This is a genomic window from Pseudomonas extremorientalis (assembly GCF_024584605.1).
GTDB classification, from domain to species: Bacteria; Pseudomonadota; Gammaproteobacteria; order Pseudomonadales; family Pseudomonadaceae; genus Aquipseudomonas; species Aquipseudomonas extremorientalis.
Window position 1 is genome coordinate 1,258,639 of record NZ_CP089519.1, and the last position, 14,641, is coordinate 1,273,279.

Annotated in this window: 13 protein-coding genes; 6 read left to right on the forward strand and 7 right to left on the reverse strand. The window is 61.2% G+C overall.

Translation table 11 applies throughout. The features are described 5' to 3' along the window. Positions 1-5 precede the first annotated feature (5 nt). The gene (locus tag LUU92_RS05515) at positions 6-584 is read left to right on the forward strand and encodes an RNA polymerase sigma factor (protein WP_071488629.1); all 579 of its coding nucleotides are present in this window, start codon (positions 6-8) and stop codon (positions 582-584) included. Then, the gene (locus LUU92_RS05520) at positions 581-1,558 is read left to right on the forward strand and encodes a FecR family protein (RefSeq protein ID WP_257103271.1); all 978 of its coding nucleotides are present in this window, start codon (positions 581-583) and stop codon (positions 1,556-1,558) included. Before LUU92_RS05515 ends, LUU92_RS05520 begins: the two co-directional genes overlap by 4 nt. Here the strand turns inward: LUU92_RS05520 and LUU92_RS05525 are convergent, their stop codons facing one another. Together LUU92_RS05525 and yejK are read right to left on the reverse strand one after the other, a co-directional pair. Beyond that, positions 1,559-1,909: a glutaredoxin family protein gene (locus LUU92_RS05525; RefSeq protein ID WP_093119592.1), complete on the reverse strand. Its 351-nt coding sequence runs from the start codon at positions 1,907-1,909 to the stop codon at positions 1,559-1,561. It abuts the gene before it with no gap. Continuing rightward, on the reverse strand, positions 1,909-2,913 hold the full coding sequence (yejK, locus tag LUU92_RS05530; protein ID WP_010212893.1) for a nucleoid-associated protein YejK: 1,005 nt from the start codon (positions 2,911-2,913) through the stop codon (positions 1,909-1,911). Before yejK ends, LUU92_RS05525 begins: the two co-directional genes overlap by 1 nt. Before the next feature lie 396 nt (positions 2,914-3,309). Between yejK and LUU92_RS05535 the strand changes: the two genes are divergently transcribed. Next, complete coding sequence (locus LUU92_RS05535) at positions 3,310-3,591, forward strand: HU family DNA-binding protein (protein WP_003188840.1); 282 nt, start codon at positions 3,310-3,312, stop codon at positions 3,589-3,591. 67 nt (positions 3,592-3,658) lie between these two features. On the opposite strand, the gene rlmF is transcribed toward LUU92_RS05535, so the two are convergent. From rlmF to LUU92_RS05560, 5 genes are all read right to left on the reverse strand, one after another. Then, on the reverse strand, positions 3,659-4,675 hold the full coding sequence (gene rlmF, locus LUU92_RS05540) for a 23S rRNA (adenine(1618)-N(6))-methyltransferase RlmF (protein ID WP_071488632.1): 1,017 nt from the start codon (positions 4,673-4,675) through the stop codon (positions 3,659-3,661). A gap of 190 nt (positions 4,676-4,865) precedes the next feature. Continuing rightward, positions 4,866-7,712, reverse strand: a complete 2,847-nt coding sequence (locus LUU92_RS05545; protein ID WP_257103272.1) for a valine--tRNA ligase — start codon at positions 7,710-7,712, stop codon at positions 4,866-4,868. Positions 7,713-7,851: 139 nt separating this feature from the next. Continuing rightward, on the reverse strand, positions 7,852-8,238 hold the full coding sequence (locus LUU92_RS05550) for a DNA polymerase III subunit chi (protein ID WP_083351543.1): 387 nt from the start codon (positions 8,236-8,238) through the stop codon (positions 7,852-7,854). Between the two features lie 4 nt (positions 8,239-8,242). After that, complete coding sequence (locus tag LUU92_RS05555) at positions 8,243-8,671, reverse strand: DNA polymerase III subunit chi (RefSeq protein ID WP_012722396.1); 429 nt, start codon at positions 8,669-8,671, stop codon at positions 8,243-8,245. A 51-nt stretch (positions 8,672-8,722) separates the two neighbouring features. Continuing rightward, the gene (locus LUU92_RS05560; protein ID WP_257103273.1) at positions 8,723-10,213 is read right to left on the reverse strand and encodes a leucyl aminopeptidase; all 1,491 of its coding nucleotides are present in this window, start codon (positions 10,211-10,213) and stop codon (positions 8,723-8,725) included. A gap of 284 nt (positions 10,214-10,497) precedes the next feature. Here LUU92_RS05560 and lptF point away from each other — a divergent pair, with 284 nt between their 5' ends. From lptF to lepA, 3 genes are all read left to right on the forward strand, one after another. Further along, positions 10,498-11,616: an LPS export ABC transporter permease LptF gene (gene lptF / locus LUU92_RS05565; protein ID WP_071488636.1), complete on the forward strand. Its 1,119-nt coding sequence runs from the start codon at positions 10,498-10,500 to the stop codon at positions 11,614-11,616. Continuing rightward, complete coding sequence (gene lptG, locus LUU92_RS05570) at positions 11,609-12,688, forward strand: LPS export ABC transporter permease LptG (protein WP_071488637.1); 1,080 nt, start codon at positions 11,609-11,611, stop codon at positions 12,686-12,688. The genes lptF and lptG overlap by 8 nt, the downstream gene beginning before the upstream one ends. Positions 12,689-12,839: 151 nt before the next feature. Then, positions 12,840-14,639, forward strand: a complete 1,800-nt coding sequence (lepA, locus tag LUU92_RS05575) for a translation elongation factor 4 (RefSeq protein ID WP_003188853.1) — start codon at positions 12,840-12,842, stop codon at positions 14,637-14,639. Positions 14,640-14,641: the final 2 nt, after the last annotated feature.

A 14,641-nucleotide genomic window follows, 5' to 3' on the forward strand; every position in this document is an offset into this window, starting at 1 on the left:
CGTCCATGATGATCAGCACCCCACCGGAACCCCAGGACAGCCAGCACGCTGACGCGGCCGGTGGGCGTGCGCATTTCCTGCAGGTGTTCCTGTCCCAGCGTTCGCAGATGGAAGCCCTGGTGAGTCGCCGCGTGGGGTGCCGCGCCACGGCGGCGGACCTGGTGCAGGACCTGTTCCTGCGCTTCTGGCGCCGGCCGCTGGTGCAGGTCGAAGAACTCAGCACCTACCTGCTGCGCTGCGCCGGCAATATCGCCATTGATCACCTGCGCAGCGAAGGCGCGCGGGTGCGCAGCAGCGAAGGCTGGCTGCCCGAACAGCACGACAACCAAGGCTCCGAGCCCCAGGCGGCGTTGGAAGCCGGCAATGATCTGCGCCATGTCGAAGCGGCGCTGCGCAGTTTGCCCGAGCGCACGCGGCAGATTTTCCTGCTCAACCGCATCCACGGGCGCAAGTACGCGCAAATCGCCAAGGCCATGGGCCTGTCCCAAAGTGCCGTGGAAAAACATATGATGCGTGCCCTCGAAGCCTGCAAAGCCAGCCTTCGCGACCCCTCATCCCCACGCACGCCAGGGAAAGCACCGTGAACGTCACCCCCACGCCCGCCCAGGAACAAGCGGCCCTGGCCTGGTTGAGCCTGCTGCACGACCAGCCCAGCAGTGGCGACCAGGCCACGTTCAGCCAGTGGCTGCGGGCCGACCCTGCACATGTCGAGGCCTATTCCCAGGCCCAGGTGCTGTGGGAGTTGAGCGAAGTCCCGGCGCGCAAGCTGGCGGACGAAGAAGCCATGGCCTTGCAGGGCTACCTCAATGCGATGAACACCCCGAAGCGTTCGCGGGTGCTGCGTTGGTCCGGGGCGTTGGCCATGGCTGCCTGCCTGGTGGTGATGGTGTCCATGGGGGCTGGTTGGCAGCCGTCGCGCTGGGTCGATGACCTTGGCGCTGACTACGTGACGGCACCCGGGGAAATCAAAACCGTCACGCTGGCCGACAACTCCCAAGTCACCCTGGACGCTGACAGCGCCATCGCCGTGGATTTCAACCATGGCGAGCGGCGTATCCAATTGCGTCGCGGGGCCGGCTTTTTCAGCGTGATCCACACCGGGCAATCCTTCGTGGTGGCGGCGGGCAGCGGTGAAGCGCGGGTGCTGGGCACCCAGTTCGAAGTGCGCCTGCAACCGGCAGGCGCCCAGGTGACGGTGTTGTCCGGACGGGTTGGCGTGACGCCGTCAAAGCAGGGCCAACAGCAGGTTCTTACCGCCGGCCAGCAAGTGGCCTACGCCGATGGCATTGCCGAACCAATGCATGGGGTCGACAGCGAATCACGCCTGGCCTGGCGCGACGGCTGGCTCAACTACTACAAGGCGCCCTTGGCGGACGTAGTGAAGGACCTGGGCCGTTACTACCCCGGTCGTATCCTGTTGCTTAACGAAGAGATGGGCGCCAGGCGCGTCAGCGGCAGCTTCCCGAGCAAAGACCCACAGGCTGTGCTGAATGCCTTGCAGGCGGTTCTCGGTTTTGAACAGCACCAGGTGCTGGGGCGCATGATCGTGGTGCGCTGATTACTTCAGCGCCGCCATGATCTTCTCGGGGCTGTACTCGCGAATCAGCGTGCCGTTCACGTCCACAAACGGAATCCCGCCGCCGCCCAACGCCTCATACGTCTTGCGCGCCTGGGCGTCTTTCTCGATATCGAACGCCTGGTAGGGGATGCCTTTCTGGTCCAGGAAACGGCGGATCTGCTTGCAGTACCCGCACCACGCGGTGGCATACAGCACCACGCGCGCCGAAGCGCGCACTTGTTCAGGGGCTACCTGCGATGGGTTGAACACCCGCTCGATCTTGCCCCAGTTCTGGATCACCACCACCACCAGCAATACCAGCAGGACTTTCTTGAAAACCCCGCCCAGCATCAGTTACGGCGCTTGAGCTGGTCGGTCAGCTGGGTCGGCAGGCCCTTGATGATCAAGGTGCCGGCGGCTTCGTCGTACTCGATCTTGTCCCCCAGCAGGTGTGCTTCAAAGCTGATGGACAGGCCCTCGGCGCGGCCGGTGAAGCGACGGAACTGGTTGAGGGTGCGTTTATCCGCCGGAATCTCCGGCGAGAGGCCGTAATCCTTGTTGCGGATATGGTCGTAGAACGCCTTTGGCCGATCTTCATCGATCAACCCCGAGAGTTCTTCCAGGCCCATGGGTTCGCCAAGCTTGGCCTGGCTGCTGGCGTAGTCCACCAGGGTCTTGGTCTTTTCGCGGGCGGATTCGTCGGGCAGGTCTTCGCTTTCAACGAAGTCGCTGAAGGCCTTGAGCAGGGTGCGGGTCTCTCCTGGGCCGTCGACGCCTTCCTGGCAGCCGATGAAGTCGCGGAAGTATTCCGACACCTTCTTGCCGTTCTTGCCCTTGATAAACGAGATGTACTGCTTGGACTGCTTGTTGTTCTGCCACTCGGACACGTTGATCCGCGCCGCCAGGTGCAGTTGGCCCAGGTCCAGGTGACGGGATGGGGTCACGTCCAGCTCGTCGGTCACCGCCACGCCTTCGCTGTGGTGCAGCAGGGCGATGGCCAGGTAGTCGGTCATGCCTTGCTGGTAGTGGGCGAACAGCACGTGGCCACCGGTGGAGAGGTTGGACTCTTCCATCAGCTTCTGCAGGTGCTCGACGGCGGTGCGGCTGAACGTGGTGAAATCCTGCCCGCCGTCGAAATACTCCTTCAACCAGCCGCTGAACGGGTGCGCGCCGGACTCGGCATGGAAGAAACCCCAGGCCTTGCCTTGTTTGGCGTTGTAGCTCTCGTTGAGGTCGGCAAGCATGTTCTCGATGGCGGCCGACTCGGCAAGCTCGGAGTCGCGGGCATGGAGAACTGCAGGTGTGCCGTCGGGTTTTTTGTCGATCAGGTGGACGATGCAATGACGGATCGGCATAGGCTTCTCGGCTGGTTGAGAGGGGAGCGGTGGGCCTCCCCGAAAAGTCGCCAAGTGTACCGCACCATTGGCCAAGACGTGCTTCGAAGGGTGTTTTGGGCACCTTCCGACGGGGCATATGCCTTTTTTTCACGGTTTAGAGCGATAAAGCTGACCAAATGGGTAGGTAGAGGCGGATATTTCCCCGTCTCTGTGCTAGTTTTGCCCCGTCTTACGCCAAGTCTCGGCGATAAGCGTGCATTCAGCATCTGTCAGGTCGAACCAATCCCCGTTTCAAGCATCTATAACCCCGATCTCCGTGGTTATAGCCGGGGGTGCCAGGCCGTGACGGTCGGGCTCGACGGCTGACACTGCACTCTGCAATCCATATGAATTTGATAGGGAAGGAACACCACAATGGCTATTACTAAAGACCAACTGATCGCTGACCTGGCTGAAGCAGTAGACGCACCGAAAACTACCGTGCGCGCTCTGCTGGACCAACTGAGCCAAGTTGTTGCTGACCAGCTGGAAAACGGCGGCGAAATCACTCTGCCAGGCGTTGGCAAACTGAAAGTGACCGAGCGTCCTGCCCGTACTGGCCGTAACCCTTCGACCGGCGCCGCCATCGAAATCGCTGCCAAGAAAGTTATCAAGCTGGTTGTGGCCAAAGGCCTGACCGACGCTGTTAACAAGTAAGACGCAGCAAAAAAAACCGTGCTCCGGAGCGATCCGGGCACGGTTTTTTGTTGCCTGCAATTTGTGCCTAGCGCACCCAGCGCTGGCGCCAGATCTGCTGCTCGTTCTTGGTCTGGAAGGTCCAGGCCACGAAGCGACTCTGCTTCTGTCCCTGGGACATCTCCACCACCTGGCTTTCCAGCACGCCGGCTTTTTTCAACGCCGTCTCGATCGCGGGCAAGTTCGACGCTTTTGACACCAGGCAACTGAACCACAACACCTTGTGGGCAAAATGCGCACTTTCAGCGATGAGCTGCGTCACAAAGCGCGCTTCACCGCCTTCGCACCACAGTTCAGCCGATTGGCCACCGAAGTTCAGCACCGGCAACTTGCGCTTGGGATCGGCCTTGCCCAGGGCGCGCCATTTGCGTTCGCTGCCCTTGGTCGCTTCGTCCATGGAGGCATGGAACGGCGGGTTGCACATGGTCAGGTCAAAGCGCTCACCTGGCTCCAGCAAGCCCAGCAGGATCTGCTTGGGGTTGGTTTGTTGGCGCAGCTGGATGACCTTGCTCAGGTCGTTGGACTGCACGATGGCCTTGGCCGCAGCCACGGCGATAGGGTCGACCTCGGAGCCGAGGAAGTTCCAGCGGTACTCCATGTAGCCAATCAGCGGGTAGACGCAGTTGGCGCCCATGCCGATGTCCAGCACCTTGACGATCGAACCGCGCGGGATCTTGCCGTCATTGGTGCTGGCCAGCAGGTCGGCGAGGAAGTGTACGTAGTCCGCACGCCCCGGCACTGGTGGACAAAGGTAGTCGGCCGGGATGTCCCAATGCTGGATGCCGTAGAACGCCTTCAACAGTGCACGGTTGAACACCCGCACCGCATCGGGGCTGGCAAAGTCGATGCTCTCTTTCCCATAAGGGTTGATGATCACGAATTGCGCCAGTTCCGGCGTAGTCTTGATCAGCGCCGGGAAGTCGTAACGCCCTGTGTGGCGGTTGCGCGGATGCAGGGTGGCCTCTTTGCGCGGCACGACGGGTTTGGCCGTGGCTGCGGTTTTAGGCTTCTTGCGCGGAGGTTTTGGCGTGCTGGGGGCGGTCATGATGATTCTGGTGTTGGCTCAAAGTGGTGGGCATTGTCACACATCCTGAGCCTGTCCCGGTCAAATGTGGGAGGGGGCTTGCCCCCGATGGGGCAAGCCCCCTCCCACATTGACCGTATTGCCAGTCAGGTATTGGCTAGTTCCACACAAAAAAGAGGCCCGAAGGCCTCTTTTTTACACAGGTTCCATTTTACAGGCTGGAAATCCGCGCATGTTGCTCCGCCAGTTTGCCCAGGGCCTGTTCGGCCTCGGCCAGCTTGGCGCGTTCCTTCTCGATCACTTCAGCCGGCGCCTTGTCGACGAACGCCGCGTTGGACAGCTTGCCACCCACCCGCTGCACTTCGCCTTGCAGGCGTGCGATTTCCTTGTCGAGGCGGGCCAGTTCGGCACCCTTGTCGATCAGGCCGGCCATTGGCACCAGCACTTCCATCTCGCCAACCAGTGCGGTCGCGGACAGCGGTGCTTCTTCGCCGGCCGCCAATACGGTGATCGACTCCAGCTTTGCCAGCTTCTTGAGCAGCGCATCGTTCTCGGCGAGACGACGCAGGTCCTCGGCACTGGCGTTCTTCACGAACACTGCCAATGGTTTGCCCGGCCCGATGTTCATTTCGGCACGGATGTTACGCGTGCCCATCATCAGGGTCTTGAGCCATTCGATATCGCTTTCGGCCGCCTCATCGATGCGCGCTTCGTTGGCTACCGGCCAGGGTTGCAGCATGATGGTCTTGCCTTCGATACCGGCCAGTGGCGCCAGGCGCTGCCAGATTTCTTCGGTGATGAACGGCATGAACGGGTGCGCCAGGCGCAGCGCGACTTCGAGTACGCGCACCAGGGTGCGACGGGTGCCGCGCTGGCGTTCGATCGGGGCGTTCTCGTCCCACAGCACAGGCTTGGACAGTTCCAGGTACCAGTCGCAATACTGGTTCCAGATGAACTCATACAGGGCCTGTGCGGCCAGGTCGAAACGGAACTGGTCGAGCTGGCGGGTCACTTCGGCTTCGGTGCGTTGCAGCTGCGAGATGATCCAGCGATCGGCCAGGCTCAGTTCGACGGCTTCGCCGTTCTGGCCGCAGTCTTCGTCTTTATCCAGCACGTAGCGCGCCGCGTTCCAGATCTTGTTGCAGAAGTTGCGATAGCCTTCGACGCGGCCCATGTCGAACTTGATGTCGCGACCGGTGGATGCCAGCGAGCAGAAGGTGAAGCGCAGGGCGTCGGTGCCGTAGCTGGCGATGCCGTCGGCGAATTCGTCGCGGGTCTGCTTCTCGATCTTCTTCGCCAGTTTCGGCTGCATCAGGCCCGAGGTGCGTTTCTGCACCAGGGTTTCCAGGTCGATGCCGTCGATGATGTCCAGCGGGTCCAGCACGTTACCCTTGGACTTGGACATCTTCTGGCCTTGGCCATCACGTACCAGGCCGTGCACGTACACGGTCTTGAAGGGTACCTGCGGCGTGCCGTCCTCGTTTTTCACCAGGTGCATGGTCAGCATGATCATCCGGGCAACCCAGAAGAAAATGATGTCGAAGCCAGTGACCAGTACGTCGGTGGAGTGGAATTTCTTCAGGAATTCGGTCTGCTGCGGCCAGCCGAGGGTGGAGAAGGTCCAAAGGCCCGAGCTGAACCAGGTGTCCAGTACGTCGTTGTCCTGCTGCAGCGCAACGTCGGCACCCAGGTTGTGCTTGGCACGCACTTCGGCTTCGTCGCGGCCTACATAGACCTTGCCCGACTCGTCGTACCAGGCCGGAATGCGGTGGCCCCACCACAGTTGACGGCTGATGCACCAATCCTGGATGTCGCGCATCCACGAGAAATACATGTTTTCGTACTGCTTGGGTACGAACTGGATGCGGCCATCTTCCACGGCGGCAATGGCCGGTTCGGCCAGCGGCTTGGTGGAGACGTACCATTGGTCGGTCAGCCACGGCTCGATCACGGTGCCGGAGCGGTCGCCCTTCGGCACTTTCAGGCCGTGGTCGTCAACGCTCACCAGCAAACCAGCGGCGTCGAAGGCGGCAACGATCTGCTTGCGTGCTTCGAACCGGTCGAGGCCGGCGTATTCAGCCGGGATCTTGCCATCGACAGTTTCGTTCAGCGTGCCGTCCAGGTTGAACACCTGGCAGGCTGGCAACACGGCAGCGTTCTTGTCGAAGATGTTCAGCAGCGGCAGGTTGTGGCGCTTGCCGACTTCGTAGTCGTTAAAATCGTGGGCCGGGGTGATTTTCACACAGCCGGTGCCGAATTCAGGGTCGCAATAGTCGTCCGCGATGATCGGGATACGGCGGCCCACCAGCGGCAGCTCGACGAACTTGCCGATCAGCGCCTGGTAGCGTTCATCATTCGGGTTAACCGCCACGGCGGCGTCGCCGAGCATGGTTTCCGGACGCGTGGTGGCGACGATCAGGTAGTCGTTGCCTTCGGCGGTCTTGGCGCCATCGGCCAGCGGGTACTTGAGGTTCCACAGGAAACCTTTCTCGTCGTGGTTTTCCACTTCGAGGTCGGAAATCGCCGTGTGCAACTTAGTGTCCCAGTTGACCAGGCGCTTGCCGCGGTAGATCAAGCCGTCTTCATGCAGGCGCACGAAGGCTTCTTTCACGGCTTCCGACAGGCCATCGTCCATGGTGAAGCGTTCGCGGCTCCAGTCTACGGACGAACCGAGGCGACGGATCTGACGGCTGATATTGCCGCCGGACTGGTCCTTCCATTCCCAGATTTTTTCCAGGAATTTCTCGCGGCCCAGGTCATGACGGTTCTGGCCGGTGGCTTCGAGTTGGCGTTCCACCAGCATCTGGGTGGCGATACCGGCGTGGTCGGTGCCCGGTTGCCACAGGGTATTGCGGCCCTGCATGCGGCGGAAACGGATCAAGGCATCCATGATCGCATTGTTGAAGCCATGGCCCATGTGCAGGCTGCCAGTGACGTTCGGTGGCGGAATCATGATGGTGTAGGAATCGCCCGCGCCTTGCGGGGCGAAATAATTCTCGGATTCCCAGGTGTTGTACCAGGAAGTTTCGATGGCGTGCGGCTGGTAGGTCTTATCCATGCGCGGCGGGACCCTAGTTGGCATTAATTCAGGAAAGCCGGCAAGTATAACGGGGCTGGGAGCTGAGGGCGAGTTGAAGACTTGTGCGAATCAAATGTGGGAGGGGGCTTGCCCCTTCCACTGGGAGATTATGCAAGGCTCAGGACTGGTACTGGCTGAGCAGCCGCTCCATCCGCGCATCCAGTCGCCGCTTGATCTCGGTTTCGATATGCGGGGCAAAGTCGTCGATCACGTCCTGCATGATCAGTTGTGCGGCGGCGCGCAGTTCGTTGTCCAGGTGCAGTAGCAGGGCGTCGGGCCCTTTTTCAGCGGGGGCAGGTGCGACGGCGGGTGCTTCGACAACCGGCTCCGGCGCGACAGGTTTGCCGCCGACCATGTCGAACAGCAGCGGAATCTGTACCTCGCCCTCGACCGTTTCGGTCAACAGCGGCGGTTGCAAGTCATCATCACCCAGTAACTGACGGATTGACTCCAGGTCGTCCAGCAGGTGGTCATCTTTTTTCAGCGGGTTTGGCGTGTCCATCATTTACTCAAAGTCGTTGTAGCCGGTGATCCTGGAGAGGATAGCCCTGTTCGCGGTAGAAACGGAAACTCTCCCGCGCGGCCTGACGAATAGCCGGATCTTCCACCACCACCTCGGCCACACGGGCAAACGCCTTGGCGAACGGCGGCACTTTCAGGTCCAGGTTGACCAACAGGTCATGGTGATCGCCACAACTGTCGCCCAAACCGAGCACCACCAGCCCTTCAGGTTCAGACTCGGCGGGGCCATGGGGTACGAAGCTTTCGCCCTTGAAGCGCCACAGGCGGGCATCCAGCTCATCGCGTTGGGCAGCATCGCTGCAATGCAGGTAGATGCGGTGGCCCATGCGCCAGGCTTTTTCGGTGAGTTTGCAGGCAAAGTCCAGGCGCGCGAGCGGATCGGCGCTGGGCAGTATGTAGAAGTCGACTTGGGTCATTGCGGTTCCCGAGACCGAGGCGACATACGCGTCGCCCCGGAATCTTCAGTTTCAGGCCTTGGCGCGATCCAGCAGGTACTGGGTCAGCAGCGGCACCGGACGGCCAGTGGCGCCCTTGTCCTTGCCGCCGCTGGTCCAGGCCGTGCCGGCGATGTCCAGGTGCGCCCAGTTGAAGTTCTTGGCAAAACGCGACAGGAAGCAGGCCGCGGTGATGGTGCCGGCTTTCGGGCCACCGATGTTGGCGATGTCGGCGAACGGGCTGTCCAGCTGTTCCTGGTACTCATCGAACAGCGGCAGTTGCCAGGCGCGGTCGTCGGCGGCTTTACCGGCGCTGAGCAATTGCTCGATCAACTCGTCGCTGTTACCCAGCAGGCCGGAGGTGTGGGAGCCGAGGGCGACGATGCACGCGCCGGTCAGGGTGGCGATGTCGATCACAGCCTGCGGCTTGAAGCGCTCGGCGTAGGTCAGGGCATCGCACAGCACCAGGCGGCCTTCGGCGTCGGTGTTGAGGATTTCGACGGTCTGGCCGCTCAGGGTGGTGACGATGTCGCCCGGACGGGTCGCGCCACCGCTCGGCATGTTCTCGGCACAGGCCAGGATGCACACCAGGTTGATCGGCAGCTTGAGTTCCAGCACGGCACGCAGGGTGCCGAACACGCTGGCGGCGCCGCCCATGTCGTACTTCATCTCGTCCATGCCCAGGCCCGGCTTGAGGCTGATGCCGCCGGTGTCGAAGGTGATGCCTTTACCCACCAGGGCGTAAGGCTTCTCGGACTTCTTGCCGCCGTTGTATTGCATCACGATCAGGCGTGGCGGCTGGTCGCTGCCCTGGCCCACGGCATAGAACGAGCCCATGCCCAGTTCCTTGATCTTCTTCTCGTCGAACACTTCGACTTTCAGGCCCTTGAACTCTTTGCCCAGCGCCTTGGCCTGTTCGCCGAGGAAAGTCGGGTGGCAGATGTTCGGCGGCAGGTTGCCCAGGTCACGGGTGAACGACATGCCGTTGGCGATGGCCGTGGCGTGGGTCACGGCGCGCTGGACTTCAGCCTGGGCGGCCTTGATGGTCAGCAGGGTGATTTTCTTCAGGGCGCGGGGTTCGGTCTTGGTGCTCTTGAACTGGTCGAAGATATAGGCGCCGTCTACCAGGCTCTCGGCCAGCAGGCGGGTCTTGCCATAACTGTCACGGTCTTTGACCACGACTTCGTCGAGGGCCAGCGTCGCGTCGCTGCCGCCCAGGCCCTTGAGGGTGCTGAAGATGCCGCTGATGATTTTGCGGAACGGACGGTCACCCAGTTCGGCGTCCTTGCCCACGCCCACCAGCAATACGCGGTCGGCTTTCAGGTTGGGCAGGCTTTGCAGCAGCAGGCTCTGGCCGACTTTGCCGGCCAGGTCGCCGCGCTTGAGCACCGCGCTGATGGCGCCGCCGCTGAGTTCGTCGAGTTGCCTGGCGGCCACGCCGAGCTTGCGGCCTTCGCCGATGGCGACCACGAGGGTGGCGGTTTTCAACGTTTCGGGGCTAACGCTTTTTACAACCAGTTCCATTTTCGGGTCCCTTATAAAGGTCGGTTGGCCAAGAGTCTGTACTCCGGCTTTAATACCAGGCAGCCGTGTAAGCCGCCGGCGACAAAGGCCGCAGTTTGAACCTCGCCGACGGAGCCTGACAACCCTTGGTGCACGCTTTGTGCGTGTGCACGAGCAAGCTCCGTGACAGGCGCGGTCAATCACAGGATAATGCGCCATCTTTTTAGCCGGCCCTGTGTAAATGGGCTGTCTCGGTATGCTTGCTTGTTTGGCCGCCTTAGCCTGACAACCCTGGAGTGTCTGGTTTGATCGTCTTCCGTTATCTGTCCCGCGAAGTCCTGTTGACCCTGAGTGCCGTGAGTGCGGTGCTGCTGGTCATCATCATGAGTGGTCGTTTCGTCAAATACCTGGCCCAGGCTGCCTCCGGCGCCCTGGACCCGGGTTCGCTGTTCCTGATCATGGGCTTTCGCCTGCCGGGCTTCCTGCAGTTGATCCTGCCGTTGGGCCTGTTCCTCGGGATACTGCTGGCCTATGGCCGCCTGTACCTCGAAAGCGAAATGACCGTACTCTCGGCCACCGGCATGAGCCAGCAGCGCCTGTTGGGCATGACCATGATCCCGGCCGCCGGCATCGCGCTGATCGTGGCCTGGCTGAGCCTGAGCCTGGCGCCCCAGGGTGCCCTGCAGTTCCAGCTGGTACTGAACAAGCAGGACGCGATGACCGAGTTCGACACCCTCGAACCCGGTCGCTTCCAGGCGCTCAATGACGGTTCCCGGGTGACCTACACCGAAACCCTGACCGACGACCGCGCCAACCTGGGCGGCGTGTTCATCTCCGAGAAACGCCTGGGCCAGGACAAGAAAGACCGTGGCATTTCCGTGCTGGTGGCCGATTCGGGGCGCCAGGAAGTCCGTCCTGATGGCAGCCGCTACCTGATCCTGGAAAATGGCTACCGCTATGACGGCAGCCCGGGCATGGCCGATTACCGCGCGATCAAGTACGACACCTATGGCGTGATGCTGGCTCGTCCGGACATCAGCGACGAAGTCACCGACCGTGATGCCATCCCGACGCCTGATCTGTGGGGCAGCAAGGAACTGCGTTCCATCGCCGAGTTGCAATGGCGACTCTCCCTGCCGCTGCTGGTGTTCATCGTGACCTTGATGGCCGTGCCGCTGTCTCGCGTCAACCCGCGCCAGGGCCGCTTCCTCAAGCTGTTGCCGGCAATCCTGTTGTACATGGCCTACCTGACCATCCTGATTTCCGCCCGTGGCTCCCTGGAGAAGGGCAAGTTGTCGCCGACCCTGGGCCTGTGGTGGGTGCATGGGATGTTTCTATTGATCGGCCTGGGGCTGCTCTACTGGGAGCCGATCCGTTTGAAAATGATGAGCCGTCGTGGCCAGAAGGAGTTGGCTCGTGGCTAAGCTCGATCGCTACATTGGTAGCAGCGTACTGATCGCCATCCTGGCGGTACTGGGCATCATCCTCGGTCTGGCGTCGTTGTTCGCCTTCATCGATGAAGTGAGCAATGTCAGCGACACCTACACCGTGTGGGACGTGCTGAGCTATGTGGCCCTCACCGCGCCGCGTCGCCTCTACGACATGATGCCGATGGCCGCGCTGATCGGCTGCCTGATCGGCCTGGGCAGCCTGGCCAGCAATAGCGAACTGACCATCATGCGCGCTGCTGGCGTGTCCATTGGTCGTATCGTCTGGGCGGTGATGAAGCCCATGCTGCTGCTGATGGCCTGCAGCGTGCTGATCGGCGAATACGTCGCGCCACCAGCCGAAACCACTGCCCAGGCCAATCGCGCCCTGGCCCAGGGGTCAGGCGATGCGCAAAGCTCCAAGCATGGCCTGTGGCACCGCCAGGGCGATGAGTTCATCCACATCAACGCCGTGCAGCCCGGCGGACTGTTGATTGGTGTGACCCGTTACACGTTCGACAAGGAGCGTCACCTGCTGGAGTCCAGCTTCGCCAAACGTGCGCAGTACGGTGGCGAAAAGTGGCAACTCAGCGATGTAACCACCACCTACTTCCGCAATATTGGCCAAGGCACCAAGGCCAGCACCGAAGTGATCAACGTACCGAGCCAGGAATGGGATATCGCCCTCAAGCCGGAGTTGCTGAATACCGTGGTGATGATCCCGGAAAGCCTGCCCATCTCCGGGTTGTGGGGCTATATCCACTATCTGAAGGACCAGGGCCTGAACAACGGCCGCTACTGGCTGGCATTCTGGGTCAAGGTGTTGCAACCGGTGGTGACCGCCGCGCTGGTGTTGATGGCGATTTCCTTCATTTTCGGCCCGCTGCGTTCGGTGACCCTGGGCCAGCGTGTATTCACGGGTGTGCTGGTGGGCTTCACCTTCCGCATCGCCCAGGACCTGCTTGGCCCTTCGAGCCTGGTGTTTGGCTTCTCGCCGCTGTTTGCGGTGCTGGTGCCCACTGGCATCTGCGCCCTGGCCGGGTTCTGGCTGTTGCGTCGAGCCGGCTGATGTCGCGCTTATGATCAAAAAATGCCCCGGTCGAGAGATCGGGGCATTTTTGTTCTGGTCACCAAAGATGACGTCTGGCCTGAGCATCAGGTACAATTCCCGGCTATTTTTCAGCGGGCAATCTGCCTGCAGCCTTTTTGAGTGTTGATCCGTGAGTGATTTGAGTCATATCCGCAATTTCTCCATCATCGCCCACATTGACCATGGCAAGTCGACGCTGGCCGACCGGTTTATCCAAATGTGCGGTGGCCTTGCCGAGCGCGAAATGGAAGCCCAGGTCCTGGACTCCATGGACCTCGAACGCGAGCGCGGCATCACCATCAAGGCCCACAGCGTTACTCTGTATTACAAGGCCAAAGACGGTATCACCTACCAGCTGAACTTCATTGACACCCCGGGCCACGTCGACTTCACCTACGAAGTCAGCCGTTCCCTGGCGGCCTGTGAAGGTGCCCTGCTGGTGGTGGACGCCGGCCAGGGCGTGGAGGCGCAGTCGGTTGCCAACTGCTACACCGCGATCGAGCAGGGCCTGGAAGTCATGCCCGTGCTGAACAAGATCGACCTGCCCCAGGCCGAGCCTGAGCGCGTCAAGGAAGAGATCGAGAAGATCATCGGCATCGACGCCACCGACGCCGTCACCTGCAGCGCCAAGACCGGCCTGGGTGTCGACGAAGTGCTCGAGCGCCTGGTGCACACCATCCCTGCGCCGACCGGCAACTACGAAGATCCGCTGCAAGCGTTGATCATCGACTCCTGGTTCGACAACTATCTGGGCGTAGTCTCCCTGGTGCGCGTGCGCCATGGCCGCGTGAAGAAGGGCGACAAGATCCTGGTCAAGTCCACCGGCAAGATCCATCTGGTGGACAGCGTCGGTGTATTCAACCCCAAGCACACCGCGACCGTTGATCTGAAAGCCGGTGAAGTGGGCTTCATCATCGCCGGCATCAAGGATATTCACGGCGCACCGGTAGGTGACACCCTGACCCTGAGTTCCACGCCGGACGTCGACGTGCTGCCAGGCTTCAAGCGCATCCAGCCGCAGGTCTACGCCGGCCTGTTCCCGGTCAGCTCCGACGATTTCGAAGACTTCCGCGAAGCCCTGCAGAAGCTGACCCTCAACGACTCGTCGTTGCAGTACACCCCGGAAAGCTCCGACGCCCTGGGCTTCGGCTTCCGTTGCGGGTTCCTGGGCATGCTGCACATGGAAATCATCCAGGAGCGCCTCGAGCGCGAATACGACCTGGACCTGATCACCACTGCGCCGACCGTTATTTTTGAGTTGTTGCTGAAAACCGGTGAAACGATTTACGTCGACAACCCGTCCAAGCTCCCGGATCTCTCGGCGATCGAAGACATGCGCGAGCCGATCGTGCGCGCCAATATCCTGGTGCCGCAGGAACACTTGGGCAACGTCATCACCCTGTGCATCGAGAAACGTGGCGTACAGCGCGACATGCTGTTCCTCGGCACCCAGGTCCAGGTGACCTACGACATGCCGATGAACGAGGTGGTGCTGGACTTCTTCGACCGTCTCAAATCCACCAGTCGCGGCTATGCTTCGCTGGATTACCATTTCGACCGTTACCAATCGGCTAATCTGGTGAAACTGGATGTGCTGATCAACGGCGACAAGGTCGATGCCCTGGCACTGATCGTGCACAAGGACAACGCGCACTATAAAGGTCGCCAGTTGACCGAGAAGATGAAAGAACTGATTCCGCGCCAGATGTTCGACGTCGCGATCCAGGCCGCCATTGGCGGGCAGATCATTGCGCGGACCTCCGTCAAGGCACTCAGAAAGAACGTACTGGCCAAATGCTACGGCGGTGACGTAAGCCGTAAGCGCAAGCTGCTTGAGAAGCAAAAGGCCGGTAAAAAACGCATGAAGCAAGTAGGTAACGTGGAAGTTCCACAAGAAGCCTTCCTTGCGGTGCTCAGGTTGGATAGTTAGGT

Bases quoted from the DNA above. Each gene is read 5' to 3' on its own strand.
- LUU92_RS05525 (WP_093119592.1), bottom strand. From the start codon at position 1,909: ATGCTGGGCGGGGTTTTCAAGAAAGTCCTGCTGGTATTGCTGGTGGTG.
- yejK (WP_010212893.1), bottom strand. From the start codon at position 2,913: ATGCCGATCCGTCATTGCATCGTCCACCTGATCGACAAAAAACCCGAC.
- LUU92_RS05515 (WP_071488629.1), top strand. From the start codon at position 6: ATGATGATCAGCACCCCACCGGAACCCCAGGACAGCCAGCACGCTGAC.
- LUU92_RS05550 (WP_083351543.1), bottom strand. From the start codon at position 8,238: ATGATGGACACGCCAAACCCGCTGAAAAAAGATGACCACCTGCTGGAC.
- LUU92_RS05555 (WP_012722396.1), bottom strand. From the start codon at position 8,671: ATGACCCAAGTCGACTTCTACATACTGCCCAGCGCCGATCCGCTCGCG.
- LUU92_RS05545 (WP_257103272.1), bottom strand. From the start codon at position 7,712: ATGGATAAGACCTACCAGCCGCACGCCATCGAAACTTCCTGGTACAAC.
- rlmF (WP_071488632.1), bottom strand. From the start codon at position 4,675: ATGACCGCCCCCAGCACGCCAAAACCTCCGCGCAAGAAGCCTAAAACC.
- LUU92_RS05560 (WP_257103273.1), bottom strand. From the start codon at position 10,213: ATGGAACTGGTTGTAAAAAGCGTTAGCCCCGAAACGTTGAAAACCGCC.
- LUU92_RS05535 (WP_003188840.1), top strand. From the start codon at position 3,310: ATGGCTATTACTAAAGACCAACTGATCGCTGACCTGGCTGAAGCAGTA.